Genomic DNA, 26,556 nt, shown 5'->3' with positions numbered 1-26,556 from the left:
TCTACGGCGAAAACGGCTTCACCCCCAACCCACCCGGCCCCGACACCCCACCCCACTACCCCTGGCACACCGCCCTCAACGCCCTCAACGCCCTCAACCACGCCACGACCCAAAGCCGCTGATTCCCCCCCAAACCACCACAGCGCGTAGCACGGAAGCCACGAAACACCCGGTGGCCACGGCGATCTGGGGCCATGCGCGGCGCGGACGCGCACCGCACCGTCTGATCCGGGGCGCGTGGGGCACCGACCCGGCGACAGCCCGGTCCCCCAGGGCACCTCGATCTGCGCGGGTCAGTAGACGTCGCGGACGTACCGCTTGTCGGCGGCGAGCTGCTTGACGTACAGGGCCGCCCCGTCCTCGTCGAGACCGCCGTGGGTGACCGCGATGTCGCGCAGTGCCTGGTCGACGTCCTTCGCCATCCGCGTGGCATCTCCGCAGACGTAGAAGTGCGCGCCTTCCTGGAGCCAGGACCAGAGCTGGGGACCGCGTTCGCGCATCCGGTCCTGCACGTAGACCTTGGCGCGCTGGTCGCGCGAGAAGGCCGTGTCGAGGCGGGCGAGGGTGCCGTCGGCGAGGAAGGCGGTGAGTTCCTCCTCGTAGTAGAAGTCCGTGGCGCGGTGCTGTTCGCCGAAGAAGAGCCAGTTGCGGGCCCGGTGCCCGCGGGCTCGGCGTTCCTCGAGGAAGCCGATGAAGGGAGCCACTCCCGTTCCCGGGCCGACCATCACCATCGGCGTCCCGGGGTCCGCCGGAGGCCGGAAGTGGGGGGAGCGCTGGACGAAGAGCGGGACCGCCGCGTCGGGCGCGGCATCGGCGAGGAACGGCGAGCACACCCCCTTGCGGGGGCGGCCGTGAACGTTCTCGTACCGGACGACGGAGACCGTCAGCGACACCTGGCAGGGGTCGGTGAGCGGGCTGGAGGCTATGGAGTAGAAGCGGGGCTGGAGGCGCTTGAGTACGGCCGCCCACTCCTGGGCGGTGGCACGGACCGGGTGTTCGGCGATGACGTCGACGGCCTGGCGGCCCCAGGACCAGCGGGCCAGCTCGCCCTTGTTGTCGGGGCGCAGCAGCTTCTTCAGTTCGCGGTCGCCGGTGCGTTCGTTGATGAAGCCCAGCAGTGCGGGGGTCAGCTTGGTGATGTCCAGGTGGTACAGGGCGTCGGCCAGCCTGACCCCGCCGACGCCGGCCGTCTCCACGGTTTCGGCGGGGTCGACTCCGGTGACGGCCAGCCATTCCCTCACGAGATCGGGGCAGTTGACGGGGTGCACACCGAGAGCGTCTCCGGCTTCGTAGACGAGCGGAGTGCCGCTGTCCCGGGTGTCGAAGGTGAACCGGCGGACCTCCTTGCCCGCTCCCGGAAGGCTGAGCAGGCGGTTGCCGGTCAGCCGTGCGGTGGCCACGGCCGGCTGTGCGGTGCGGACGGGTGTGGCGGCGAAGGCCGGGGCGGGGGCATGGGGAGGGGCCGCGTCCGTCGTCGGCTGTCCGGGGAGACGCGTGAGGACCTGCTCCAGCCAGGCGTGGGCAGATGGCTCGTAGTCCGGTTCGCAGTCCGTGCGCGGTGCGATGCGTACGGCCCCCAGCTCGTCCAAGCGCTGGTCCAGGCGGCGTCCGTGGCCGCAGAAATCGTCGTACGAGGAGTCGCCGAGGGCGAGCACGGCATAGCGTCGGCCGTCCAGGCGCGGGGGGTCGGCGGACGTGAGGGCGTCCCAGAATTCGGAGCCGTTGTCGGGTGCGTCGCCGTCGCCGAACGTGCTGGTGATCAGCAGCAGATCGGCGGCAGGGGGCAGGGACTTCAGGTCCGTGTCGTCCATGCCGGCGAGCGCGGCGCGGTGTCCCGCCGCGGCGAGCCGCTCGGCGGCGGCCGCGGCGAATTCCTCGGCGTTGCCGGTCTGCGAGGCCCATAGCACCACGACCTCACGGCCGGCGTCAGCGGGCTGCGGCATGGCTTCCGCCGCGGTGTGCGGGGCTCGGGAGTACAAGCCGGCGAGCACACCGTTCACCCAGCGCGCGTGCTCCTCCCCGAACGGCGCACCGGGCGGCAGCACGGGAACGCCGGGCGCGCCTGCTTGCAGGCCGGCGAGGAATCCGACCAGGTACTGGCGCTCGTGCTCCGCGAGCACGGGCGGCGGTGTGCTCTCGAGCCCGAAGACGGCTGCCGTGCCGGGCTGGATGGCGGTCGGCACCAGCGCTGTCGGCACGTCCGCGGCCGGCACGTCTGCGATCGCCACGACCGCGACCGGTTCCTCGGCCGGGGCGGCCACGGGTGCCGGAACCACGCGTACCGGGGTGGCCACCTTCGCCAGCGTCACCGCGCACACCTTGAGCTCGGGCTGGAAGGAGATGGGGTCGACGGCGTCGCTGGTCACCGCGTTGATGCTCAGATACTCGCCGAACAGGTCGTTCCAGTGGAACGGCGCAAAGCAGCAGCCCGGGCGCACCCGGTCGGTGATGACGGCGGGCAGTACGGCGCGGCCGCGACGGGAGGCGACTTCCACCGAGTCGCCCTCCGCAATTCCCAGCCGCTCGGCGTCCTGCGGGTGGACCTCGATGAAGGGGGCCGGGTTGAGTTTGTTGAGCGCGGGGACCTTTCCGGTCTTGGTCAGGGTGTGCCACTGGTGCTGGAGCCGACCCGTGTTGAGGGCGAACGGGTAGTCGTCGTCGGGCATTTCGGCGGCGGGGATGTGCGGGCGGGCGAAGAACACGGCTCGTCCGCTCGCGGTGGGGAACACCGGTCCCCCGTCCTCGGCCAGGTAGCGGATGGGGTTGCGGTCCGGTCCGTCGGCCGTCGCGGCGGGCCACTGGACGGGCGTCTCGCGAAGCCGTTCGTACGTCACACCGCGCAGGTCGTAGCCGGTCTTGGGGTTCGCCGCGCGTTTGATCTCCTCGAAGACCTCCTCGGCGCTGTCGTACGAGAAGGCGTGGGCGTAGCCCATCGCGCAGGCGACGCGCGCGATGATCCGCCAGTCCGCGAGCGCCTCCCCCGGCGGGTCCACCGCAGGCTGGGAGAGGGTGAGGTTGCGTTCGCTGTTGACCAGTACGCTCTCGGTCTCGCTCCACAGGGCGCCGGGGAGCACGACATCGGCGTAGGCGTTGGTCTCGGTGTCGGCGAAAACGTCCTGGGTGATGACGAGTTCGGCCCTCTCCAGACCCTCGATGACGGTCTTGCGGTTGGCGACCGAGGCGACGGGGTTGGTGCAGATGATCCAGCAGGCTCTGATCTCGCCGGCCGCCATGCGCTGGAACATCTCAACGGTGCCCTGGCCGGATCCGTCCTTGCGTACGGTGCCGGGTTCCAGTCCCCACAGCTCCTCGGCGAAGGCGCGGTCCTCGTCCACGAGCACCGACCGCTGTCCGGGCAGGCCGGGCCCCATGTAGCCCATCTCGCGGCCGCCCATGGCGTTGGGCTGGCCGGTCAGGGAGAACGGGCCGCTGCCCGGGCGGCAGATCGCGCCCGTGGCCAGGTGGAGATTGATCAGGGCATTGGTGTTCCAGGTGCCGTGGGTGGACTGGTTGAGCCCCATGGTCCAGCAGCTCGTCCACTCCCCTGCGGCGCCGATCCACTGCGCCGCCCGCCGGATGTCCGCTTCCGGGATGCCCGTGATCTGGGCCACCTTCGCGGGCGGGTAGTCCGCGAGGAACTCCGGCATCGCCTCCCAGCCCTCGGTGCGCTTCGCGATGAAGTCGGCGTCGGTGTGGCCGTTCTCCACCAGCAGGTGCAACAGGCCGTTGAGCAGGGCCAGGTCCGTCCCCGGCCTGATCTGGAGGAAGAGGTCGGCCTTGTCGGCGGTGGCGCTGCGCCGCGGGTCGACGACGATCAGCCGGGCGCCCGCTTTCACCCGCTCCATCAGCCGCAGGAACAGGACGGGGTGGCAGTCGGCCATGTTGGAACCGATGACGAGGAAGACGTCGGCCCTCTCGAAGTCCTGGTATGAACCGGGCGGCCCGTCGGCGCCGAGGGACAGCTTGTAGCCGCTGCCCGCGCTGGCCATGCACAGCCGGGAGTTGGATTCGATCTGGTTGGTACGGACGAAGCCCTTCGCGAGCTTGTTGGCCAGGTACTGGGCTTCGAGGCTCATCTGCCCGGAGACGTAGAACGCGACGGCGTCGGGCCCGTACTCGTTGATGGTCGCCCGCAGCCGCAGGGCCGTGCCGGCGATCGCTTCGTCCAGGCCGGCGGGTACCGGCTCACCCCCGCGTTCGGGACGCACCAACGCGGTGGACAGCCGCCCGGGGGCGGCGAGCATGTCGGCCGTCGTCGCGCCCTTGGTGCACAGTCGGCCGAAGTTGGCGGGGTGGGCCTTGTCCCCCGACGCCTTGAGGACCGTGCGCCGGCCGTCGGGGCCCGGGGCGATGTCGAGGAGCATGCCGCAGCCCACACCGCAGTACGAGCAGACCGTCCGCACCTGGGAGACGGCCGTCGACGAGTCCTGTGGGGGCACGGGTGACCTCTCTGTTGACCGACGCGTGCCCCCACGGTACGAAACGCCCATGACGCCGATGTGACTCCGGCCGATCACGAGTGGTAACGCTCGTCACACAGCCTCTCTCTCGGCGCTGTGAGAACAAGTGAAACCCTGCATGTGTCAGGCGAAGCCGGCCGCACGCCCGCGCATGTGCAACGTGGCGACGCTGACGCGCTGACGTGCGCATCCGGGGACAGGACGAGGCGCCCCCGCTTCGTCCCCGCTCGGCCCGCTTCGAGCGCGGCAGGTGGGCATACTGCTGTCATGGGCCAGTGGAAGGCATGCGCCACCGGTGCCCGTGCGCGGTTGGGCGAGGCACTCTTCCTGCGCGTGGCGGGGCCCTCGGGCCCCGCGAACCGGGACCGGATCCACCTCACGCCCGGTCCGCGCTGGTTCGGGCCGGACCACCCGGTGCGGCGGGTCCACGGCGACGCCGCCCTTTTCGTCGGCGGGATCAGCGCCCTGCTTCTGCAGTCCCTGCATCCGCTGGCCATGGCCGCCGTGGCCAAGCACTCGGCGTACCGGGAAGATCCCTGGGGGAGGCTGCAGAGCATCAGCACGTTCCTCGCCTTCACCACCTTCGGCACCGCGGACGATGCGCAACGGGCTGTCGACCGCGTCATCGCGGTCCACAGGACGGTCAGCGGGCGGGCTCCCGGAGGAGAGTCGTACGCGGCCACGGACCCGGCCCTGCTGGAGTGGGTGCACGACGCCGAGCTCAGCTGCTTCCTCCGCGCCCATCAGCGCTACGGTGCCCGCCCGCTGAGCGGGCCGGATCAGGACGCGTACGTGGCGGGGATGGCGCGGGTCGGCGCGGCGCTGGGCGTCACCGACCCGCCGCGCACCGCCGCGGTGCTCGCCGCCCGCATCGAGGACTATCGGCCGCAGCTCCGCGGCACCCCCGAAGCCCGCGAGGCGGCCCGCTTCATCCTGCGCCACCCGCCGCTGCCGTGGGCGCTGCGCCCGCCGTACGCCGCCCTGGCCGCGGGTGCGGTCGTGCTGCTGCCGGAGTGGGCCCGGGCGGAGCTGGGGCTGCCGCGGCGCCTCCCGCTGGAGCGGTGGTGGGTCCGGCCTGCGGCCCGCGCGGCGGTCTGGCTGGTTCGGTGGTCGCTGCCTCCGGCGCCGGCGCGGGCCCGCGCGGCTGACCCGCCGACCCCCTGACGCGCGACGGGTTTCGCCGACCCGGAGCCGGGCAGTCGCCACGACGGGGCTCGCCACGGACGGCGGCGCCGGCCGTCTCGACCGCCGGACCGCGCCCAGCAGTACGAGAAGTGGCGCGGGAACGGCACACGCCCGGGTGAGCCCGCGGGACGGGCCCGCGTACTGCGAGCAGATCGACCGATCGACCGATCGACCGATCGACCGGAGCATGGAGGAGTGCGAGCGTATGAGCAAGCACAAGCAGCGGGGCGACCGCGAACCGACCCCGCCGTCGGAGGCCGTCGGCGAGAGCGGAGACCGCGAGGCCCGTCAGGCGGCGGACGACGCGGTCATCGGCCGCGCGGGAGACACCGGGCGAGGCGACCCGGCCGGTCACTCCGCGAAGCGGCAACAGCCGGGGATCGGCCGGGAGGAACAGGTCCGGCGGCAGCCGGAGGGAGACGACCGGCCCAAGGAGGGTGGAGGCCGCTGACCGGGGGAGGGCGGGCCGAGAGCAAGGCCGGCCTCCCGCACGACGAGATACGAATGCTGCGGCACTCCCGGTCGGCGAGACCCTCGACGAGACCTGTTTGCGGTCCCCGGATCGGGTAGGTGCAGACCATGTCCGCTCTGTTGACCGACAGCACCCTGTCCCTCCTGGTCCACGGCTACGCATGGGCCCCCGACCTGCGCCGGGCCCATGACGGTGCACCCGTGGTCCCCACCCACCTGTTCGGCCGTCCCGCGGCGCTCCTGCACGGCCCCGAGGCCGTCGCCCTCTTCTACGACGAGGGCCGCGTCCAGCGGCACAACGCCCTTCCGGCCCCTGTGCTCGACACCCTTTTCGGCCAGGGGGCGGTGCACAGCCTGGACGGGCCACCGCACCGGGTGCGCAAGGAACTCTTCGTCTCCCTCCTCATGGCGCCGGGCGCCGTCGATGCCCTGACCGAGAGCATCGAGAGCGGCTGGCGCGAGGCGGTGACGGCCTGGCAAGGCCGCAGGGTGGTCCTCTTCGACGAGGTGGCCACCCTGCTCACACGAGCGGTCTGCGCGTGGGTGGGGCTGCCCGTGACGGACGACGCCGCCCGGGAGATCGGTGCGGACTGTGTCGCCATGATCGACGGCTTCGCCACCGCGGGACCCGGGCGATTGCGGGCCCGGCACGCCCGGCACCGTCAGGAGCAGGCCCTCGCCGCCGCCGTCGCCGATCTCCGCAGAAGCGGGCCGCACCCGGACGGCGTCTTCGCCCCGTCCCGGCGGGCATCGGTGCCCGGGAGCCCCCTGGAGGCGGTCGCGGTGCACCGCGAGCAGGACGGCACTCTGCTGAATCCGCACACGGCGGCCGTCGAACTGCTGAACATCATCCGTCCCACCGTCGCCATCGCCTGGTTCGCGGTCTTCGCCGCCCACGCCCTCCACCGACATCCCGGCGGGCGTGACCAGCTCCTGGGCGGTGGCCCCGCCCAGGCCCGCGCCTTCGCCCACGAGGTCCGCCGCTTCTACCCCTTCGTACCGTTCATCGGAGCCTCCGCAGTTCACGATCTCAGCCTCGCGGGTCACCAGATCGCGGCCGGGACCCTCCTCCTTCTCGACGTGTACGGGCACCACCACGACCCGGAGCTCTGGGAACGGCCGTACCACTTCGACCCCGGCCGTTTCCTCGGTCAAGAGCCGGGCCGTGACGCACTGATCCCACAGGGCGGAGGCGACGCACGCACCGGCCACCGCTGCCCGGGCGAGGACCTCACGGTTTCCCTGCTCGCCGCGCTCTCACCGGCTCTCGCGGATCTCGACTTCGCCGTGCCCCGGCAGGATCTGTCGATCCCGCTGAGCCGGATCCCGACCCGGCCCCGCAGCGGATTCGTGATCGACGTCGCGCGCCGGCCGGTCAGTGATCCGGACCGGGCGTTTTGGCCCTGAAGGCGCTGGACTGATCACGCTTACCTCCGACCCGGGGTGGGTAGCCGCCCGGCGGGGGCCGCTACCAGCAGCGCGAGGAGCCGTTCATGACCCGACGTGTCCACGAGGTGATGACCGAGAACCCGGTAACGGTCGACATGCTGACGTCACTGGCGGAAGCGGCGCGCGTGATGCGCGATGCCGACATCGGGGACGTACTCGTCGTCGAGGAGGGACGGCTGCGCGGCATCCTCACCGACCGGGACCTGGTCGTCCGCGCCATGGCCGAGAACAGGGATCCCGCCGAGACGACCGTGCAGGCCGTCTGCAGCAGTGAGCCGGTCACCGTCCGGCCCAGCGACGATGTCGTGCACGCCGTCACGCTCATGCGCCGGAACGCGCTGCGCCGCCTGCCCGTGGAAACCGAGGACGGCGAGCTCGTCGGCGTTGTCACGCTGGGTGACCTCGCGGTCGAGCAGGATCCCGGGTCGGCTCTCGCGGCGATCGCGGCAGCGGAACCCGGCACCTGACGAATCGAATCGGCGCCGCAGCCGGGCCTCTTCTCCCCCGTCTCCGCGGCCCCTCCCCCGTTGCCGCGACCGGGCAGGGCACTAGCCGCCCGGGGAGGGCTCCGGTGGTCAGCGGACGCCCCCCTCTCCCGCGACCTGCCTCAGAGTGTGGCCGGTACGCACCGAGCGAGCCCGTCGCGGGTCGGGCGCGCCCTTCCGGGACGCGCGTCGGTCGGCGCGCTTGACCAGCAGCCAAGCCTCCCGCTCCCCGTCCGCTGCTTTGCGAAACCGGGTGAGCGACCAGCCGCCGTGCAGCTTGTGGCCGTCCAGCCGGAACGAGGCGTGCCCGTCGGCCAGGGCCTGCGCCAGGGGGATCTCCCTCCCCGCCCGGTCGGCGGAGAGGTTGCGGTACGTACCCTCGTCCCAGACGATCACTACGCCCGCACCGTACTCGCCGCCGGCGATGACGCCTTCGAAGTCCCGGTACTCCAGCGGGTGGTCCTCGGTGGGCATGGCCAGCCGCTTGTCGTGCGGATCGGTGGACGGCCCCTTGGGGACCGCCCAGGACTTCAGTACGCCGTCCACCTCCAGCCGGAAGTCGAAGTGCATGGCCGTCGCGTCGTGGATCTGGACGACGTAGGAGGGGCGCTCTGCCATCTGCCCGCCGGTGGCGCCTTCGGGCTCCGGCGTCTTCGTGAAGTCGCGCCGACGGTGGTACTCCGCCAGCCGGTCCCTGGCCGCCACATCAGCCTCCGATCGTGTGCGGTCGCTCGGCGACCGTCGGGCGACGGCCTCCCCCGAGGCCGATCACCGGTCGAGTGACGCCCGGCAGTCAGACCCCGAGGGCGCAGCGAGACTCGGCCGACTCCTCGTACTGCGCCTTCCCGCCGCCGCTCCACCCCATGCCGCCGACCGACCCGCACAGCCGCCGGCGTACAGGTACGCCCATCCGGGGCGGGACCGGCGTGTGGCGCCGGTCCGGGTGGCCCCGAGGCCGTAGGTTTCGCAGCGGGATGTGCCCGGCCGGGCACGGAACGTGCTGAGGGAACAGGAAGTGGGTGCCGGCGATGTCCGAGCAGCGAACTGTCACCGTCTTCGGCGCGACGGGACATCAGGGAGGCTCCTTCGTACGAGCCACCCTTGCGGACCGGGACAGCGGCTTCGCGGTGCGCGCCGTGACCCGCCGACCGGACTCGGAAAAGGCCAAGGAGCTGGAACGGCTCGGGGCCGAGGTGGTGCGGGCCGACCTCGACGACGAGGACAGCCTGGTCGCGGCGCTCGAAGGCGCGTACGGGGCGTTCCTGGTGACCAACTTCTGGGAGGACATGGACGCGGCGCACGAGCAGGCCCAGGCGGCGGCCCTGTCCCGCGCGGCGGCGCATGCGGGTGTACAGCACGCCATCTGGTCGACCCTGGAGGACACCCGCGAGTGCATTCCGCTGGACGACGAGCGGATGCCCACGCTCCAGGGCTCGTACAAGGTCCCGCACTTCGACGGCAAGGCCGAAGCCGACCGCTACTTCACCGACGACGGCGTACCGACCACCTTCCTGCGCACCACCTTCTTCTGGGAGAACCTGTTCGGCGCGTTCGCCCCGCAGCGCGCCGAGGACGGCACCTTCGAGCTGAACCTCCCCATGGGCGAGAGCAGGCTCTCCGGAATCGGTGTCGACGACATCGGCAAGACCGCGCTCGCCATCCTCAAGCGCGGCACCGACTTCATCCCCGCCACCGTCAGCATCGCGGGTGAGCACCTGCCCCTCGCCGACATGGCCGCGGCCCTCTCCGAGGCGCTCGAACAGCCCGTCCGCTACCGGCCCCTGACGCCGGACGCGTTCCGCGCACTCGGTTTCCCCGGCGCCGACGAGGCCGGGAACATGTTCCAGTTCTATGCAGACTGCGAGGCCCGTTTCACCGGCGCCCGCGACCTCGACGCCGTCCGCGCCCTCAACCCGGCCCTGCAGGACTTCTCCACCTGGCTGGCAGCACACCGCGACCAGTTCCACTGGAGCTGAGAACCGCGAGCTGGGGCTGAAAGCTGCTACGCCGGCAGACCGCAGGCAGGTAGGCGGCCCGGGGCGCCGCGCAGCATCGAACGCTCCCTTGGCAAGGGTTTCGCCAGGGCAGACCGCAGACCGCAGATCGCAGACCGCAACACCTGCTCCTCAGCGAGTCGTTAGCGTGGCCCCATGAAGTCGAACCCGGTGTCCTGGACCTCCGCCAGCGCCCGACGGATGGCGCGGCAAGGGCTCCTCACGCCTGCCGCGGCCGCCGAGACCTCGCCCGCAGACATCGCCGGGCGGATGCTCGGCGCGCACGCCCAGGTGGCGTCCGCGGCAGAGCTCTCCATCGCGCTCCGGCTGGACGGCGCGACCCGCGCGGACGTACGCGACGCCCTGACCGGCGGACAGGGGGCGGCGCGGGGACGGGACCAGGACCAGGACCAGGCAACTCGACCGCAGCCGGCAACGCTGGTCAAGACCTTCGGCCCGCGCGGCACCATCCATCTGCTGCCCGCTCGGGACCTGCCCTGGTGGACGGGGGCCCTCTCCGCCCTGCCCACGCTGCCCAGCCCCTTCCACCCCGAGGCCCGGATGACGGCTGCCCAGACCGACCAGGTGATCGCGGCGATCGGCGACGCGCTGACGGGCGCCGAGCTGACGGTGGACGAGCTCACGGAGGCGATCGTGGCGCGGACCGGGCCCTGGGCCGGCGACCCGGTCATGCCCGCGTTCCAGACCATGTGGCCGCGCTGGCGGCAGGTCACACACGCTGCCGCCCACCACGGAGTGCTGGCTTTCGGTCGCGACCGCGGGCGCAAGGTCACGTACACCAACCCCGGCTGTATCCCCGCCTCCCCGACCCGGTCGCTGCACGAGCTGGTGAACCGCTATCTGCGCGCCTACGGGCCCGCCACCGCCGAGGACTTCGCCACCTGGCTCGCCGCCCCCAAGGGCTGGGCCTCCGAGCTCTTCACCACCCTCGCTCAGCAGGGGCGCATCGAAGAGGTCCTCTTCACGTCCGGGCGGGCATGGCTCGCCGCCGGCGACACCGCCTTCCCCGACGAACCCGCGCGCGGCCTGCGACTGCTGCCGTACTTCGACGCGTACGTCGTCGCCGGGCACCCCCGCGAACTGCTCTTTCCCGACTCTGCGGCCACCCGCGCCCTGGCCGGCGGCCAGGCCGGCAACTACCCCGTCCTCCTGGTCGACGGTGAGGTCGCCGGTGTCTGGCACCAGCGCCGTACGGGGCGGCGTATCGCATTCACCGTCGAGCCTGTAGGGCGACTGAGCGCGGCCCACCGCCGGGCACTCGACGAACAGGTGGAACGTACGGGCGCGATGCTCGAGGGGACTCCGGAGCTCACCGTCGGCAAGATCACCGTGGGCCCCCACGCCTGACCCTCGCCTGAGCCACTCCTGACCCACGCCTGGCCCACGCCGATCCCGTCCGCGACGGGTCCCCGCCTACCCCTTCACCTGCACCCATTCGGGCGAAAAGTCGACGAGGCTCGGCTCATCCTCCCCGAGGGCGAGCCATGGTCTGTTCAAAGAGGACAAGCTCGAAGAAGGGTATGGAACGTTGCATTTGAGGCGCACCGGAACGATCCTGGGCGCAGCCGCGCTGTCCGTACTGACGCTCCCGGCCAACGCTCACGCCGCAGCCGTCGCTTGTGGCGGAGGGGTGTCGACCGGCCGAGTGGCCGTCAACGGCTGCATCAGTGCCCAGCGGGGATCCGCCGGCAGATTCCCCACGCGCGAGATCACGGCGCACATCAAGGCGCGCAACACCGGAACCAAGGCCGTGGATGTCTCTTACGAGGCATTCTTCCGTGTAGTCGACGGTGGTCACTGGGAGAAGCTGGGAAGCGGTCGCACCTACGTCCGGGCCGGCGAGGGCATCGGCCCTGTCGAAGTAGGGAGCACGACCCGAGTGTGCGGCCCCGTGAAGGTGGAGATCCGAGTACACGCTCGGGCCGACGGGGGCGCCTGGAGCGGCTGGTCTCCCGCATCCACGAAACAATGTCAGACCTGAGCGCCTGAATGTTCCGGGAGGGGCTGCTCCACGAGCCGGCCGCCCTCGGCGGCCGTGGGGGGCCACCGGTCCCGCTCGGAAGCCCTCTCGCCCCGATCCTCGGCACTGCCGGGGATCGGGCGGTGCTCCTGAGCGGGAGCGTGTCTGAGGTGTTCGGACGCGTCGCCGGGTGATTCAGCGCGAGGTGTCGTCCGCACCGCGGGACGACGGCGACCGCGTGGGCGAAGGCGAGGCCGAGGAGGACGACGAGGCTGAGGCTGCCGAGGGCTCTGGGGCTCGTACTTCGAGGGGCGGTTCGGGTGTGGTGCCCGAAAGTTCCGGCTCCAGACCCTCCCGCGTCACGGTCGTCGGGCGCAGCCCGGAGTCCGCTCGCCAGGCCTCGAAGACCAGCGTCGTCGCGGTGACCACGGCGAGGCCCAGCAGCCATCCGCCCACCACGTCGCTCACCCAGTGCACGCCCAGCGCGACGCGCGTGTAGCCGACCCCCACCACCGAGATCACCGCGAGTGCCCAGGGAAGCGGCCGCCAGGCGCGGGGGACCAGGGGCAGCAGGACCAGCAGGAGGACGGCGCACGAGGTGGTGGCCGTCATCGCGTGGCCGGACGGGAAGGAGAACCCGGGGGCGTGGGCCACCGGTTCGGGCAGATGGGGCCGCGCTCGCTCCACCACGCTCTTGACCAGTACCCCGGTCAGGGCGCCGGCCACCGCGGTCACGGACGCCCAGGCGGCGAGCCGCCAGGCGCGGCGGATCAGGAGCCACACCGCGAGCAGGGCCACCAGCAGACGCATCGTCACGGGGTCCCAGACGATCCCGGTGAGGACGTCGAGGACGTGCACCCAGCCGGGATGGCCGAGGGCTGCCTCGTGCAGCCGCTCGGCCGCGGACTGGTCGAGGCGGTACAGCGGCGGCCACCGGGACTCTACGAGGACCAGGGCGAGGGCGAAGGGCACGGAAGCCGCGGCGGTGACGGCGGCGGTCAGGAGCAGCCGCGCACCGAAGGTGGCGTCGGGGCCGGAGTACCGTGCCGACAGGGCCCGCAGGGTGGTTCGTGCGCGGCGGGGCGGGCCGGTGCGCGCCGTCGCAGGTGCCCGTGCGTCGCGGCCGGACAGCACGACGGCCCCGACGATCAGCAGCGTCGCCGTACCGTTGAGCAGGCCGCCCACCACGTCGGTGGGGTGGTGCATGCCTCGGTACAAGCGGGACAGTGCGACGGCCGCCGGAACGAGCAGCGCAGCGGCCGCCACGGCATACCGCCACCGGCCGCGGCCGCGTGTTCTCAGCAGCACGATGACGGCGAGCCCCGCGTACAGGGCTACGGACGCCCCGACGTGCCCGGACGGGAAGCTGGACGTCGGGGGCGCGCCGTCCAGGCGCGGGACTTCGGGACGCGGCCGTCGTACGAGCGCCGTCACCAGCAGGAACACGGCCGACTGCGCAGCGACCGACGCGGCGAGGAACAGGGCCTCGGCACGCCATGCGACGCGCGGCAGAACGAGCAGCGCCCCGACGCAGACCAGGGTCACGCCGATGATGCCCTCCGTCCCGGCCAGCACGGAGAGCCCCCGCGTGACGGCCGTGAGGGGTGGAACGCGTTCCTCGGCGAGGTACCGATTGGCCCCCTCCTCCCACGCCAACGGCCCTCGGGCCGCGGACGTGTCCGTGATCACTGCTCCCAGGCCCACCATCAGGGCCGCCTGGACCGGCAGGAGCAGCAACGGCCATGCCCTCCCCCACGCGGCCGGGCCGCTTTGTCGCCTCATGGGGGGTCTTGTTGCCCCGGCGGGCCAGATGATGCGCCCGCCGCGACCGGGCCCGGTATCGGCGTGGTCGCTGACCGGGGGAAGTACGGGTGTGCGGGGCCCGTTTGGATCCGGCGATCCCGATCAGACGAGGGAGACGTACGGGGTCCGCCATCCCCCGGGCGGTGATCGGCTGTGTCGGGTGGCGAGAGGGGCCGCGCCGAGGGGGCGAAGCTCGTGAGGGGTGAGCGCGTGGAGAGAGAGAAGGGGTCCCGTATGGCGGCTTATGGAGGACGTCGGCGCGGTGCGGGCGACGGCGCGGCGTCGGTGGGGCGTGACGTCGTACTGGCGGTGGGACTGGTGGGGATCTGCCTGGGTGGGTCGGCTCTCTTCGTCAGGACGGCCGCGGCGGCGGGCGGCGGCGTACCGGTGATGCCGATCGTCACGATGACCGTGCTGGCCGCAGGGGTGGCGTTGGCACGGTGGAGTGTGGCTCCCGGCCGGCGCCACTCCCCCGCGCGCGGGCCGGGCTCGCGCGAGCCGGTGGGGCCGGGTGTGCCGTCGCCCTACGCTCCGTCGCCCGCCGGGGCGGAGGCCGAGCCACAGACGGCCGCCCTGCCCGAGGTGGGCTCCGAGGCTCTGGACCACGCGGCGGTGGACCCCGACGGCTTCGAGCACTCGGTCGCCGCCTTGTGCGCGCGTGACGGCTGCCCCCGGGTGGAAGTGGTGGGCGGTGCAGGAGACTTGGGGGCCGATGTGATCGCCACGACGGAGGAGGGTCTGCGCGTGGTCATCCAGTGCAAGCGCTACGGAGAGGGCAACCGGGTCGGTTCGCAGGACCTCCAGCGCTTCGGCGGCACCTGTTTCGCCGTCCACGAGGCCGATGTGGCCGTCGTCGTGACCACCAGCGCCTTCACCGCTCCGGCCGCGGAGTACGCCGCCGCCTGCGACATCGTCTGCGTCGACGGCGAAGACCTGGCCGCGTGGACGGAGTCGCGGACACCTCCTCCGTGGGAGGCCGCCGCTGCGGCACGTGTGGAGGAGCGGGCGGAGGGGGCGACGGGTGCCGGCGCTTAGGGACGGGCGCGCCGCCCGGGGCCACTTCGTCCGGTTCACCGGTGCCCTCGGCGGCGTCGGCGTCGTCGACATCGGCGGCGTCGGCGTCGGCGTCGTCGACATCGGCGGCGTCGGCGGTGCAAGCCGGAGGAGTCCCCTGCCCGCCCGACCGGAGCGTCGCAGCTCGCTTCTCCATGGCTGAGGCGGAGACGTCCGAGCCGGTCCGCCCGGGTGACGTCGGGCCGCGTCGCGACGCGCACGGGCGGACCGCCGGTCTACCCTTCAGTCCCATCGCCCCGGAGGAGCGGTAGATGACCGATACGCCGACTCTCGACCTCGGACCACAAACCCGGATCGTGGCCCGCCTCGCCGCAGACGTCCCGGACGCCCGGCTCGCCGACCCGACACCTTGCCCCGATTACGCGGTCAGTGACCTGCTGGGACACCTCGCGGGTCTCGCCGCCGCTTTCTGCGACGCCGCCCGCAAGGACATGGGCCCCATGACGGACACACCCCCCGACCCAGCCGCGTCGTCCCTGCCCGAAAACTGGCGTGAGGAGCTGCCCCGGGTCCTCGGCGAACTGGCCGAAGCCTGGAGGAACCCTGCCGCCTGGACCGGTATGACCCGCGCAGGCGGTGTGGACCTGCCGGGCGATGTCGCGGCTGCGGTGGCTGTCGACGAACTGGTGATCCACGGCTGGGACCTGGCCCGGGCCACCGGTCAGGAGTACGCACCTGATCAGGCCGCGCTGCGTGCCTCGCACGCGTTCCTCCTGGCGGCCGCCGAGGACGAGGACCGCGGCGGGGGCATCTTCGGACCGGTCGTGCCCGTACCCGACGACGCCTCGCTGCTGGACCGGGCAGTCGGGCTGAGCGGGCGCGAGCCGGGCTGGACACCTCCGACGTCCCGGTGACGCAAGCGCGCCGCCGTCTTCGGCCGGGCGGGGGGCGGGTGATTATCCGTCAAGCTCCTTTGTCAGTGCTCAGTGCCTCCCCACCAGAATCAACTCATCCGTGTCGTCGACGAGTTCGTGGCGGGATTGAAGGCTGAGTCGGACAGCCTCGGCCATGAGACCCGGATCAGTCTCTCCTCCTTCGACCACAAGGTGGAGAACCTGGTCTGGGACATGGACGTGAAGCATCTGCCGTCCATGCAGGGCCTGCGTTTTCGAACTCCCTGGCGAAGCGAACCGCCCAGACTACGGCTTCCCGGCCGGAAACATCGCCATATGGGATGCGGATTCCCAGGAGGGGGTCAAGGAGGCGATCGGTACCGTGCGCGCTGCCGCCACCAGCTTCCTCCGTGGCCGCGGGAAGGGCGTGCGCGGCACGAAGAATCTGTTCGCGGTCGGCCAGGACGTATCGGTCGACGACGTGCGGGCTCACCTTGAACCGGTCCCCGCCGACAAGCATCGACTCCTGAAGGTCGACACGGAAGTCGAGATACTCGGCCTCATCCCCACCCTGAAGGAAGGCGGGAGCCGTTCGCAACGAGGCGCGTTGGTACACCCGCTGGGGTTGGATCGAGCCGAGGGCCGCGCCGGCGGGCCCCGAGCTCCCGTACGCCTACAACATCCGGCGCAGCACCCTCGACCCGTTGATCAGGTCCCATGCTGCGCAGACCCCTGGCGTCGACCTGCTCCTCGGTCACCAAGTGACCGGGGTGATCCGAGCAGCCGGGCGAACGGTGGGGGTGCGCGCGTCGACACCACAGGGCGAGCGGGAGATCCGGGCCCGCCTGGTGGTCGGCGCCGATGGCAAGGACTCGGCCGTGGCGAAGTTCGCCGGGATGCCTGCTCGGCTGCACGAGAACGCACGGTTCGGCTATCTAGATGCACTTCCGAAACCTTCCGCTGCACGGCGGGGTGGGGCCGACTACCCGCTTCACAGCCGCAAGCCGACCGCACCGGGCGTCGCGCTCATCGGCGACGCCGCCCTGACCGGCGATCCCCTGTGGGGAGTGGGATGCGGGTGGGCTCTGCAGTCCGCGCAATGGCTGACGGAGGCGGTCGCCCAGGCTGCCACCGGTCGGGGTGACCTCGACAGGGCGGTTGCGGTATACGCACGCAGACACCGGCACCGGCTGCGAGGCCACCAGTACCTGGCCGCCGACTTCGCCACGGCTCGACCGTTCAATCCCTTGGAGCGGCTGATGTTCTCGGCGGCGGCACGCGATGCATCGGTGGCGCGGCACATGCATCTGTTCGCATCCCGCCTCATCGGCCCGCTGCGGTTCTTGAGCCCCATAGCCATGGCCAAGGCTTCGGCCGTCAACCTCAGGCATCGCGGGGCGACTGCGCTCACCCCGCGCCCGTCACGCTCAGGGTCATGACCGGCCCCCCTCCCAGGCCACTCGCTTGCGGGAGCCTCCACAGGAAGGAGACGGCTGAACCGGTCCGGGGCCTGCGGAGTGGCCTGGGTACGACACCGCGTGGACCGCGGTGTCGGACGCCGTGTCGCCCGTCCCGCAGTTCACCGGCGGCGTGCCGGGCCGCCTCAGCGCAGGAGATCTGACGCGGACATCTTGACGCGAGCCGTCCATGCGCCTTGAATCAAGTATTGAATAAAGGGGCCCGGACGGCCCGCTTCCGCGTTCACTCCCTGGCGGCGGCCTGTTTGTCATGCGCATGCCTACCCTCCTCTCCCCCACCGAAGTCCCCCACACCCGAAGCGATGTGATGACCGTGCATCCCACCTGGCACCGGCGCGCCCTCTTATGCGCCCTCGCCCTCGTCTGCTGGGGCGGTCTGGCCGCCCCCGCCACCGGCGCCGCCGAGCCCGCCCCCAGGCCCGTGGCCGGCGCGGCCGTCACCTTCTCCGACGACTTCGACGGACCGGCCGGAGCTGCCGTCGACCCCGGCAAATGGCAGATCGAGACCGGTGACAACGTCAACAACCACGAGCGGCAGTACTACACGGCGGGCAACCGCAACGCCGCCCTCGACGGACAGGGCCACCTGGTCATCACCGCCCGCCGCGAGAACCCGGCCGACTACACCTGCTGGTACGGCCGCTGCGAGTACACGTCGGCCCGTCTGAACACCGCGGGCCGTTTCACGCAGACTTACGGACACGTCGAGGCGAGACTCAAGGTGCCGCGGGGTCAAGGCATGTGGCCCGCCTTCTGGATGCTCGGCAACGACATCGGCCAGGTCGGCTGGCCGAACTCCGGCGAGATCGACGTGATGGAGAACGTCGGCTTCGAACCGTCGACCGTGCACGGCACCCTCCACGGGCCGGGTTACTCGGGCGCAGGCGGCATCGGGGCGGCGTACTCCCTCCCCGGCGGCCAGGCCTTCGCCGACGCCTTTCACACCTTCGCCGTCGACTGGGCCCCCGACTCCGTCACCTGGTCCGTCGACGGCGTCGTCTACCAGCGACGGACCCCCGCGGACCTGGGCGGGCGCAGCTGGGCCTTCAACAAGCCGTTCTTCCTGATCCTCAACCTCGCGGTCGGAGGCTACTGGCCGGGCGACCCCGACGGCAGCACGGCGTTCCCGCAACAGCTGGTGGTCGACCACGTCCGCGTCACCTCGTACGACGGCAGCCCCGGCGGTCGGACCGGTCAGATCAGCGGGCTCGCGGGCAAATGCGTCGACGTGGCCGGGGCGAACCCGGCCAACGGCACCCCGGTCCAGCTCTACGACTGCAACGGCACCGGCGCCCAGCGGTGGACCCTCGGCTCCGACGGCACCGTACGGGCGCTCGGCAAGTGCCTCGACGTCGCGAGCGGCGGCACCACCGACGGGACCCCGGTCCAGCTCTACGACTGCAACGGGACCGGTGCCCAGCGCTGGGCGGTGTCCGGGGCGCGCGACATCGTGAACCCGCAGGCGGACAAATGTCTCGACGTCAGCGGCGGCAACTCCGCCAACGGGACGCGGTTGCAGTTGTGGACCTGCACCGGAGCCGCTCAGCAGAAATGGACGGTCCCGGCCGGCTGACCCGGCCGTACGCCGGTCCGTCGAACCGACTCGTGCGCTCAGTCACGCTGCCGCGACTGAGCGCACGAGTTGGTCGGCCGCCCCCTGGCCGCCCCCTGGCCGGCGCTGCCCGGCCATCACCCCGACCAGTGGACCGTGCTCTGCGACGAGGGGCGCGGCAGCGCCGGTTCGGAGCGGGCCGCCTCGACCGGCGCGCCTTACGCGGGCCGGCAGGGGATGCTCCCGCTCGCTTGCTTTCGTACGCAGGTGCTGCCACTCGCCTGCCGCCACGCGGGCGCAGTCGAGGCCGGGCACCTCGAAGCGGCCGGTCGCTCATGCGCCCGCCCGCACGCGCGTGCCGCCCCCGGGCAGGGCCTCGGCTTGCAGGGCCGCGGCCGCATGGAGGGCGGCTCCGACGGCCATGGCGTCCTCGTCGAAGACGACGCGGTCGGAGTGGATGTCGGGGGCATGCGCGGGCGGGATGCCGGGCGGGCGCGCTCCGAGGAAGGCCATCGCGCCCGGCACCCGCTGCAGGACGTAGGAGAAGTCCTCGGCGCCCATGATCGGCTCGGGCAGGTGGTGTACCCGGTCGGGCCCGAGGAGCGTGGTCGCGGTGGCGTGGAGGGCCGCCGTGCAGACGGCATCGTTGACCACGGGAGGGTAGCCCTCGGTCAGGATGACGTCGGCGTGCGCTCCGTGAGCGGCGGCGACGTGGTGGGCGATGCGCGTGATGCCGTCGCGTACCAGCTGCCGGGCGGCCGGGGAGAGAGTGCGGAAGGTGCCGCGGATCTCGGCGGTCTCGGGGATGACGTTGGTCGTCGTGCCGGCGTGGATCGAGGCGACGGTGAGCACTGCTGGATCGAAGACGTCGACGGTACGCGTGACCATGGTCTGCAGGGCCTGGACGATCTCGCAGGCCACGGGGACGGGGTCGAGGGCGCGGTGCGGGGCGGAGGCGTGTCCGCCGCGGCCGCGTACGGTCACGTGCAACCCGTCGGAGGCGGCGAAGGTGGGCCCCGGCCGCAGATGCAAGGTTCCGCTGTCGAAGCGCGTGGTGACGTGCAGGGCGAAGGCGGCCTCCACGCCGGTGCCGTCGGCGGTCTCCAGCACTCCCTCGTCAATCATGTGGCGGGCGCCGCCACCGGTTTCCTCCGCCGGCTGGAACATGAAGACGACGCGACCGGCCAGCTGTGAGCGGCGGGCTGCGAGCAGCCGGGCGGCCCCGACGAGCATGGCGGTGTGGGTGTCGTGTCCGCAGGCGTGCATGGTGCCGGGCACCTGGGAGGCGAAGTCCAGGCCCGTCTGTTCTTCCAGGGGGAGCGCGTCCATGTCTGCGCGCAGCAGGACCGCCGGCCCGGGCCGGGCGCCTTCGAGGGTGGCGGTGACGGAGCTCAGGTGGGAGCCGGTGGTCAGGTCGAGCCCCAGCCCGCCCAGCGCCTCCAGGACGGCCTGCTGCGTGCGGGGCAGGTGCTTGCCCGTCTCGGGGAAGCGGTGGATGCGGCGGCGCAGTGCCACGATGCCGGGCAGTGCGGCGTGCGCCTCGGCGAGCAGCCCTTCGAAGGCTCCCCGGGCCGGGGGTTCGCTGTCCGCCGTCGTCACCGCGCCGCCTCCGCCGCGTCCGCTGACGGCCGGAGGGCGCTCGCGTACAGGGTCTGACGGGTGTCCGGCTCGACGAAGCGGCCGGCCGGCGAAGCAACACGCACGGCATCTCCTCCGTGGGATCGGGTCGTACGGCGACAGTCATGTGTGCCACGTATTCCGTGCCGCCACACCGACGACCCGCGTCCGCATCCGCGTCCGGGTCGCCGTAGCAGCCGCGCTGGTGGCTCCACCGGCCGTTCCAGAGGCCCGCGGGGGACCATGCGACGGTCCGGGTGCCGTCGTCGGCGCCGACGACGGCCTTGCCTTCGCTCTTGCCTCCGCCCGTGCCGCCGGGGGCCAGGTAGCGCAAGGTGGTGCGCCGCCCGAGGGCTCTCGCCACCAGCCGGATGCCCCCACGCGTGCCGAGTCGCGTCAGTTCGGCCGGGCCGCCTGCTCCGCCTGCAAGGTGCGCAGGAGATCGAACGCAGGACCGTCCACCGGGCGCTGGGTGTTGCCGAGGGCGATGACGGCGAGCCCCTTCTCCGGGTCGAAGCCCACGAAGGAGGAGAAGCCGCCGGTCCCTCCGTTGTGCCAGATCTGGAGGTGGGCGCCCTGCCGGGGGTGGAGGCGGTGGGCCATCCAGCCGAGGTGCACCCAGGCGAAGGGACTCGTACGGTGCTCGACCGCACGGCTCAGGCGGATCGCCTCGGCGAGCTCCGCAGGACCGCCGTCCAGCTGGGCCCGTACGAAGGCCACCAGGTCGGTCGCGGTCGACCGCAGGCCGCCCGCTCCCGCCAGGTCGGCGAGGTGCCACGGTGTGGCGGGGCGGCCGCGGCGGCCGTGGCCCTGCGCCGATCGTCCCGAACGGGTGCCGTCCACCGTCACGACGGTGTCGGTCATGCCCAACGGGGCGCAGATCTCGCGGCTGATGAGGCTCTCGTACTCCGTGCCCACCCGGCGGGCGAGGGCCAGCCCCAGCAGCCCGGCTCCGAGGTTGGAGTAGCGGAATCGTTTCCCCGGCGTGGCCCCCAGGCGCGTCCCGGCCAGCCCGGACAGCAGGGCGTCGGCCGTGCAGCCGGCGTACGGATCCGGCTTCGACGGGCGCAAGAGAGCCTGCAGCAGCATGCCCCGCGGCAGTCGCGGCAGACCGGAGGTGTGCGTGGCGAGATGCTGCAGGGAGATCTGCCGGCCGTCCCGTGACGGTACGGCCGAACCGTCGGGCAGCAGATCGCCGAGCGGCTCGTCCAGGCCCACCGTGCCGGCGGATGCCAGTCGTGCCAGGGCCAGGGCGGTGAACGGCTTGGTCACCGAGCCGATCTCGAACAGCGTGTCGGGGCCGGGGGTACGGCCGTGGTCCGAGCCGGTGCTTCCGGCACCCCGGATCTCCACGACGTCTTCCACCACCGCGGCCACCACCGCGCCGACGTGCTGCTCGGCCAGCCGGTCCGCGGTCTGCTGGGCGAGGGTTCCGAGTTCTTGTGCCATGCCGACATCATGGCGGCGCGCCTCGTGCGACCAGTGCGCCCTGATGATGATTTCCGGTCGTCGGCACTCCGACTTGAGCAGTATGAGGAGGCGATGACGGCAAGCCCTTCGTACCCGGGGCGCCGTACCGCCTGGGCGCCGCGCAGAGCCCTGGGGGCCAAGGACGCAGGGGCCGGCCGGAAGGCCGGAAGGCCGGAAGGCCGGAAGGCCGGAAGGCCGGAAGGCCGGAAGGCCGGCAGCTCCGCGGGCTCGCAGTGGCCGGTAGCCGCCCCTGCTCACCCGGCCGCATCCGGCAAAGAGGACCCCGCCCGCCGGGTGTCGGCGGCGGGCCCTATCATGACCTCGCTGCAGACCGGGCACCGTGCTCGTCACCGTACTCGGCACTGCACGACTGTCCGCGACAGCGCGGCGCAGTTCTACGCACATGACACCCCATCGACGGCCCCGCCTCGGGACGGGCCGCCGCCCAGCGGCGGCGTGCCCCGCTCTGCGCGGAAATGGGCCGCCGCCTGAGCGGACCGCACGGCCGGGAAACGGCCGCGGCTCGTCCGTGTCCGGAGGGGGCGAAGGCACACAGCAGGGGGGACGGAAGAAGATGAAGGCGTGGGTGGTCCCCGGTTATACGGAGGCCAGAGAACTCGGCTCGGGCGCCAGCGGCCGGGTCGTACTCGCCGTGCACGACGGCACGGGCACGGCGGTCGCGGTCAAGTACCTCAGCGACCGCTTGCGTCGCGATCCGGCGTTCGTACGGGAGTTCCGGGCGGAGGCCCGGCTGCTGGGCGGGCTGCAATCGCCGTACGTCGTCGGGCTGTACGAGTACGTCGAGGCGCCCGACGGCGCCGCCATCGTGATGGAGCTGGTCGACGGCATCGCCCTGCGCGCGCTGCTGTCGCAGGCCGGGAAGACCGACCCCGAGTCGGCCCTGGTCGTACTCAAGGGCTCCCTGCTGGGCCTGGCGGCCGCGCACCGCGCAGGGGTCGTCCACCGCGACTACAAGCCGGAGAACGTCCTGGTCGCCGCCGACGGCTCGTCCAAGCTGGTCGACTTCGGCATCGCCGCGGACCACGGCACGACGCCGGGCGTGGCGGGTACGCCCGCGTACATGGCCCCGGAACAGTGGCAGGGCCGGCCCGCCTCCCCGGCGGCCGACGTGTACGCGGCGACCGCTACCTTCTTCGAGTGCCTCACCGGGCGCAAGCCGTTTGTCGGGGAGAACTTCGCGGAGCTGGCGCTGCAGCACATCGAGGCGCCGGTGCCGGAGACCGAGGCCCCGGAGCCTGTGCGTCCGCTGATCCGCCGGGGCCTGGCGAAGGATCCGGAGGAGCGGCCTGAGACCGCCGAGGCCTTCGTGGCCGAGCTGGAGGGCGTGGCGCTCGCCGCGTACGGGCCCGAGTGGGAGGAGCGCGGACAGCGCAAGCTGGCGGCGCTGGCCGCGCTGCTGCCGCTCCTGTTCCCGTCGGCGGGCGGATCCACCGCGTCCGCCACCGCCTTCGCCACGACCTCGCTGTGGGCACCCGGGCGGCGCGGCTGGCTGAGCGCCGGCGTGGCGCTGGTGCTGGGCCTGGCGCTGGTCTTCACGCATGCCGCGGCCTTGGAGCGGTCGGGTGGAGCGGCGGCGACGAGCGCGTTCGCGACGACCGGCGCGGCTCCGCCTGCGGACGGCCCGGTCCCGTCGTCCTCGGCGTCGGGCTCGCCCTCCGGGTCGCCGTCCCCGTCCCCGTCGGCTTCGCCTTCCGCCTCCGCCTCCGCTTCCGCGTCCGCGAGCACGTCCGCGACGCCCGGGCCGAGCTCCACGTCGACCACCGCACCGACGGGCCCGCCACCGCCCACGCCGTCGCCGACCACCCCCGCCCCGTCGCCCGCGGTGAAGGTCAGGGCCGTGACCGTGACCTCGTTCCGGCAGACCGACTTCAAGGCGGCGCTGGTGACGCTCTCCGTCGACGCGTCCGGTCCGGCGACCGTCCGGCTGGAGTGGTTCAGCAGCGACTCACGAGGCACGCTCGGCGCGTCCGAGGGCTCCATGACCTTCCCCTCCTCCACGGCGGCGACGGCCAGGACCCTCGCTTTCTCGGGGACGGGCTGCTACTGGGGCGTGCGCGCCACGACCACGCCCGTGTCGGGCAACGGGGCCGCGGTCCAGCAGATCCTGATCAAGCGGTGTGAGATCCGATGAGCGACGACGAGATGAACGACGACAACTACAGCGCCACCGTCCTCGGCAGCCACTGGATCAGTGGGCCGCCCGAACGGGCCGATGTGGCCCCCGAGCCTGGCGACATCGCCCCCGACCGGGTCGACGGCTCCGTACTGCGCTTCGGGCCCGGGGTCACCGCGGCCGCCGTGGCACCGTTCACGGTGGTGCCCGGTGCCGGTGGCGGTTCCGGGACCGCCTCCGGGGGCGCGCCCGGCCGCCGGCGTGGTGGTCTGCGGCGGTACGCGCTCTCCGCGGCCGTTCTGGTCGCCGTCCTCGCGTGCCTCGGCTGGCAGCGCTACGGCCCCGGCATCGCGGTACGGGACGTGGCCGTGACCACCGATCCGGCAGGGCCGGCCTGCGGCGGGACCGCCGACATCGTGGCCGTCGTGCGGACGAACGGCCGCCCGGGGACCCTGACCTACCGGTGGGTCCGCAGCGACGGCACCCGCTCCGAGCCGCTGACCGAGCGGGTCGCCGGCGACCGGCGGGAAGCCAGGCTCCACCTGCTGTGGACCTTCCAGGGCGCCGGGAACTACCCGGCCAAGGCTCAGTTGGAGTTGATGGAACCCATCCGACGCACCTCGGCGGCTGCGGAGTTCACCTACCGCTGCGCGCCGTAGCGGCGGCGGCGCGGGCCGTTCGGCAGCTGCGCCGCGGGTCCCGGCGCCCGCGGCGCGCGGGCGGCCGGTCCCGTACCGGCATGGTCCAGGCTCCGTACCGGCATGGTCCAAGCGCGCGTTGGGGTCGCAACGCTTCGCACGGTCGCTGGCGAAGAACTCCACGACCGCACCGAGGCACTTCGGCCAGTGACCCGTGGCTCGGCCCGATGGCCGGACCGCGGCCGCCATGTCGTGCGGACCGCGGTTGCCGTGCCGTACGGACCGCCGCCGCCGAGCCGCCGACGCCCACGACGCCAATGAGGGCTCGTCAACGGGTACTACGGGGTTTGTGCCGGGGTGAACTTCGTGAGGATAAGCAGGGTGTCGACGAGGTCCTCGGCCGGGGCACCGGTGGCCAGGCGGCGCAGCTGCTGCCCGAAGACCAGGGCGACGGCGGCGGCGGCCAGGCGCTCGGGGTCCGGCACGCCCAGTTGGGTCAGGATCCGGGTGGCCAGCAGGTCGTAGGCGGCGAAGCACTCGGCCGCGGCGGCCCGAAGCCGTTCGTCGCGGCCGGCCTGGACGTACAGCTCGAAGGGCGCGATGTGGCGGCTGTCGAAGGCGTTGCCCCCCGCGACCTGCGCCACCACCTCGGCCGCCTGTGCGATGTCGAAGCGCTCGTCGGAGCATGCGTCGGCGAGCGCCGTGAAGTGCCGGGTCTCCTCGGCCACGAAGTGCAGCAGGCTCTCGCGCAGCAGCTCGTACTGGGTGGCGAAGTGGTAGGTGACGGAACCGAGGGAGACTCCGGCCTCCTTGGCGATCCGCCGGTTGGTGACGGCGGCGATGCCGTCCTGCCCGATGATCCGCAGTACGGCGTCGATGATGCTCTGGCGGGTGTCGGAAGCATGGGGCATGGCGTCATTCTGCCCCATCGGCCGGCACGGCCGACCGGGCAGGGCTGGGGAGTTGGGGAAGACCGCGGTGTGGACAAGGGGCGAAGTCATCCCTACTGTTCGTTCGAACGAACAGCTGAAGGTCGCACCGGGAGTTGTCATGGACATAGCAGGTTCGAACGTTCTCCTCACCGGAGCCACCGGAGGCATCGGCGCCGCCCTCGCCGCGCGACTGACCGCGCAGGGGGCCCGCCTCACCATCACCGGGCGGCGGGAGGAAGCCCTCAAGGTCACCGCGGACGCCTGCGGCGCCCGCACCGTGGTCGCCGATCTGGCCGTCCGGTCCGACGTCGTCCGCCTCGCCGAGACCTGCACCGAGGCGGACGTCCTCGTCGCGAACGCCGCTCTCCCCGCCAGCGGCGACCTGCTGGACTACACCGAGGAGCAGCTCGACCGCGCCCTCGACGTCAACCTGCGCGCGCCCGTCCTGTTGTCCCGGCTGCTCGCTGCGGACATGGTGGCCCGCGGCCGCGGCCACATCGTGCTGGTCGGGTCTATTTCGGGCAAGGCGGCGACCAAGTCGACCTCCCTGTACAACGCGACGAAGTTCGGGCTGCGCGGATTCGCCCTCGCGCTGCGCCAGGAACTCAGGGGCAAGGGGGTGGGTGTGTCCCTGGTCCAGCCCGGTTTCGTCCGCGACGCCGGAATGTTCGCGGCCACCGGTGCCGCCACGCCGAACGGCATCAGGACCGTCACGCCCGACCAGGTCGCGGACGGCGTCGTACGAGCCGTCCACCGCGACCGGTGCGAGGTCAACGTTGCGCCGCTGGAGTTGCGGCTGCTGAGCGCCATCGCGGGGCAGTTCCCCGGGTTCGCCGAGCGGGTCCAGGCCCGGGCGGACGTCGACGGCCCCGTGCGGCAGATCGTCGAGGCCCAGCGCTCACGCCGTTAGGCCGTCTCTTTCGGATCTTGCCGGGCCCGCGACGCCCGGCACCGCACCCGGCGGCGTTGTCGGGGCGCCCGAGTACGTCCAGTACACGGG

The 26,556-nt window shown here is 72.4% G+C and carries 20 protein-coding genes and 2 pseudogenes; 15 read left to right on the top strand and 7 right to left on the bottom strand.

Translation table 11 applies throughout. From position 1 onward, the window contains the following. Positions 1–293: 293 nt before the first annotated feature. A complete protein-coding gene (locus tag ACWGIF_RS32310; RefSeq protein WP_453502812.1) occupies positions 294–4,364 on the bottom strand; it encodes a molybdopterin-dependent oxidoreductase in 4,071 nt (1,356 codons plus the stop codon). Between the two features lie 363 nt (positions 4,365–4,727). Here ACWGIF_RS32310 and ACWGIF_RS32305 point away from each other — a divergent pair, with 363 nt between their 5' ends. From ACWGIF_RS32305 to ACWGIF_RS32290, 4 genes are all read left to right on the top strand, one after another. Next, positions 4,728–5,624, top strand: a complete 897-nt coding sequence (locus ACWGIF_RS32305) for an oxygenase MpaB family protein (RefSeq protein WP_453502808.1) — start codon at positions 4,728–4,730, stop codon at positions 5,622–5,624. A gap of 226 nt (positions 5,625–5,850) precedes the next feature. Next, entirely contained in the window at positions 5,851–6,096 is a 246-nt protein-coding gene (locus tag ACWGIF_RS32300) for a hypothetical protein (protein WP_453502806.1), read from the top strand. A 128-nt stretch (positions 6,097–6,224) separates the two neighbouring features. Then, a complete protein-coding gene (locus tag ACWGIF_RS32295) occupies positions 6,225–7,523 on the top strand; it encodes a cytochrome P450 (protein ID WP_453502804.1) in 1,299 nt (432 codons plus the stop codon). 86 nt (positions 7,524–7,609) lie between these two features. After that, positions 7,610–8,032, top strand: coding sequence for a CBS domain-containing protein (locus ACWGIF_RS32290; RefSeq protein ID WP_453502802.1), 423 nt, complete (start codon positions 7,610–7,612; stop codon positions 8,030–8,032). Positions 8,033–8,140: 108 nt separating this feature from the next. On the opposite strand, the gene ACWGIF_RS32285 is transcribed toward ACWGIF_RS32290, so the two are convergent. Next, entirely contained in the window at positions 8,141–8,755 is a 615-nt protein-coding gene (locus ACWGIF_RS32285; RefSeq protein WP_453502800.1) for a DNA polymerase ligase N-terminal domain-containing protein, read from the bottom strand. Between the two features lie 323 nt (positions 8,756–9,078). On the opposite strand from ACWGIF_RS32285, the gene ACWGIF_RS32280 reads away from it, so the two are divergent. Both ACWGIF_RS32280 and ACWGIF_RS32275 read left to right on the top strand, forming a co-directional pair. Then, positions 9,079–10,026, top strand: a complete 948-nt coding sequence (locus ACWGIF_RS32280; protein WP_453502798.1) for an NmrA/HSCARG family protein — start codon at positions 9,079–9,081, stop codon at positions 10,024–10,026. A 174-nt stretch (positions 10,027–10,200) separates the two neighbouring features. Next, positions 10,201–11,412, top strand: coding sequence for a winged helix DNA-binding domain-containing protein (locus tag ACWGIF_RS32275; protein ID WP_453502796.1), 1,212 nt, complete (start codon positions 10,201–10,203; stop codon positions 11,410–11,412). A gap of 808 nt (positions 11,413–12,220) precedes the next feature. Here the strand turns inward: ACWGIF_RS32275 and ACWGIF_RS32270 are convergent. Together ACWGIF_RS32270 and ACWGIF_RS32265 are read right to left on the bottom strand one after the other, a co-directional pair. Continuing rightward, entirely contained in the window at positions 12,221–13,078 is an 858-nt protein-coding gene (locus ACWGIF_RS32270) for a phosphatase PAP2 family protein (RefSeq protein ID WP_453502810.1), read from the bottom strand. Between the two features lie 102 nt (positions 13,079–13,180). Then, positions 13,181–13,732, bottom strand: a pseudogene (locus ACWGIF_RS32265) (phosphatase PAP2 family protein); the annotation flags it as partial. 330 nt (positions 13,733–14,062) lie between these two features. Between ACWGIF_RS32265 and ACWGIF_RS32260 the strand changes: the two are divergent. The 6 genes and pseudogenes from ACWGIF_RS32260 (at position 14,063) to ACWGIF_RS32235 (ending at position 18,786) form a co-directional block, all read left to right on the top strand. Then, a complete protein-coding gene (locus tag ACWGIF_RS32260; protein ID WP_453502794.1) occupies positions 14,063–14,863 on the top strand; it encodes a restriction endonuclease in 801 nt (266 codons plus the stop codon). Further along, positions 14,850–15,044: a hypothetical protein gene (locus ACWGIF_RS32255; protein ID WP_453502792.1), complete on the top strand. Its 195-nt coding sequence runs from the start codon at positions 14,850–14,852 to the stop codon at positions 15,042–15,044. Before ACWGIF_RS32260 ends, ACWGIF_RS32255 begins: the two co-directional genes overlap by 14 nt. A 109-nt stretch (positions 15,045–15,153) precedes the next feature. Beyond that, the gene (locus ACWGIF_RS32250) at positions 15,154–15,756 is read left to right on the top strand and encodes a TIGR03086 family metal-binding protein (RefSeq protein WP_453502791.1); all 603 of its coding nucleotides are present in this window, start codon (positions 15,154–15,156) and stop codon (positions 15,754–15,756) included. 69 nt (positions 15,757–15,825) lie between these two features. Next, positions 15,826–16,360 (top strand): annotated as a pseudogene (locus ACWGIF_RS32245) (VWA domain-containing protein); the annotation flags it as partial. Positions 16,361–16,439: 79 nt separating this feature from the next. Beyond that, positions 16,440–17,174, top strand: a complete 735-nt coding sequence (locus tag ACWGIF_RS32240; RefSeq protein ID WP_453502789.1) for an FAD-dependent monooxygenase — start codon at positions 16,440–16,442, stop codon at positions 17,172–17,174. 346 nt (positions 17,175–17,520) lie between these two features. Next, positions 17,521–18,786 carry a lectin gene (locus tag ACWGIF_RS32235; RefSeq protein WP_453502787.1) on the top strand — a complete coding sequence of 422 codons (1,266 nt, stop codon included), beginning with the start codon at positions 17,521–17,523 and terminating at the stop codon, positions 18,784–18,786. Positions 18,787–19,098: 312 nt separating this feature from the next. Here the strand turns inward: ACWGIF_RS32235 and ACWGIF_RS32230 are convergent, their stop codons facing one another. Next, positions 19,099–20,364, bottom strand: coding sequence for a M20 metallopeptidase family protein (locus ACWGIF_RS32230; RefSeq protein ID WP_453502786.1), 1,266 nt, complete (start codon positions 20,362–20,364; stop codon positions 19,099–19,101). 414 nt (positions 20,365–20,778) lie between these two features. Further along, entirely contained in the window at positions 20,779–21,831 is a 1,053-nt protein-coding gene (locus ACWGIF_RS32225; RefSeq protein WP_453502784.1) for a serine hydrolase domain-containing protein, read from the bottom strand. Between the two features lie 595 nt (positions 21,832–22,426). Between ACWGIF_RS32225 and ACWGIF_RS32220 the strand changes: the two genes are divergently transcribed. Next, the gene (locus tag ACWGIF_RS32220) at positions 22,427–24,004 is read left to right on the top strand and encodes a protein kinase domain-containing protein (RefSeq protein WP_453502782.1); all 1,578 of its coding nucleotides are present in this window, start codon (positions 22,427–22,429) and stop codon (positions 24,002–24,004) included. Further along, positions 24,001–24,645: a hypothetical protein gene (locus ACWGIF_RS32215; RefSeq protein WP_453502781.1), complete on the top strand. Its 645-nt coding sequence runs from the start codon at positions 24,001–24,003 to the stop codon at positions 24,643–24,645. The genes ACWGIF_RS32220 and ACWGIF_RS32215 overlap by 4 nt, the downstream gene beginning before the upstream one ends. A 317-nt stretch (positions 24,646–24,962) precedes the next feature. On the opposite strand, the gene ACWGIF_RS32210 is transcribed toward ACWGIF_RS32215, so the two are convergent. Next, on the bottom strand, positions 24,963–25,535 hold the full coding sequence (locus ACWGIF_RS32210) for a TetR/AcrR family transcriptional regulator (protein ID WP_453502780.1): 573 nt from the start codon (positions 25,533–25,535) through the stop codon (positions 24,963–24,965). 139 nt (positions 25,536–25,674) lie between these two features. Here ACWGIF_RS32210 and ACWGIF_RS32205 point away from each other — a divergent pair, with 139 nt between their 5' ends. Further along, positions 25,675–26,466 carry an SDR family NAD(P)-dependent oxidoreductase gene (locus ACWGIF_RS32205; protein ID WP_453502779.1) on the top strand — a complete coding sequence of 264 codons (792 nt, stop codon included), beginning with the start codon at positions 25,675–25,677 and terminating at the stop codon, positions 26,464–26,466. Positions 26,467–26,556: the final 90 nt, after the last annotated feature.

The organism is Streptomyces sp. NPDC054849, from assembly GCF_053610945.1.
This window is presented reverse-complemented; position numbering and strand designations above follow the sequence as displayed.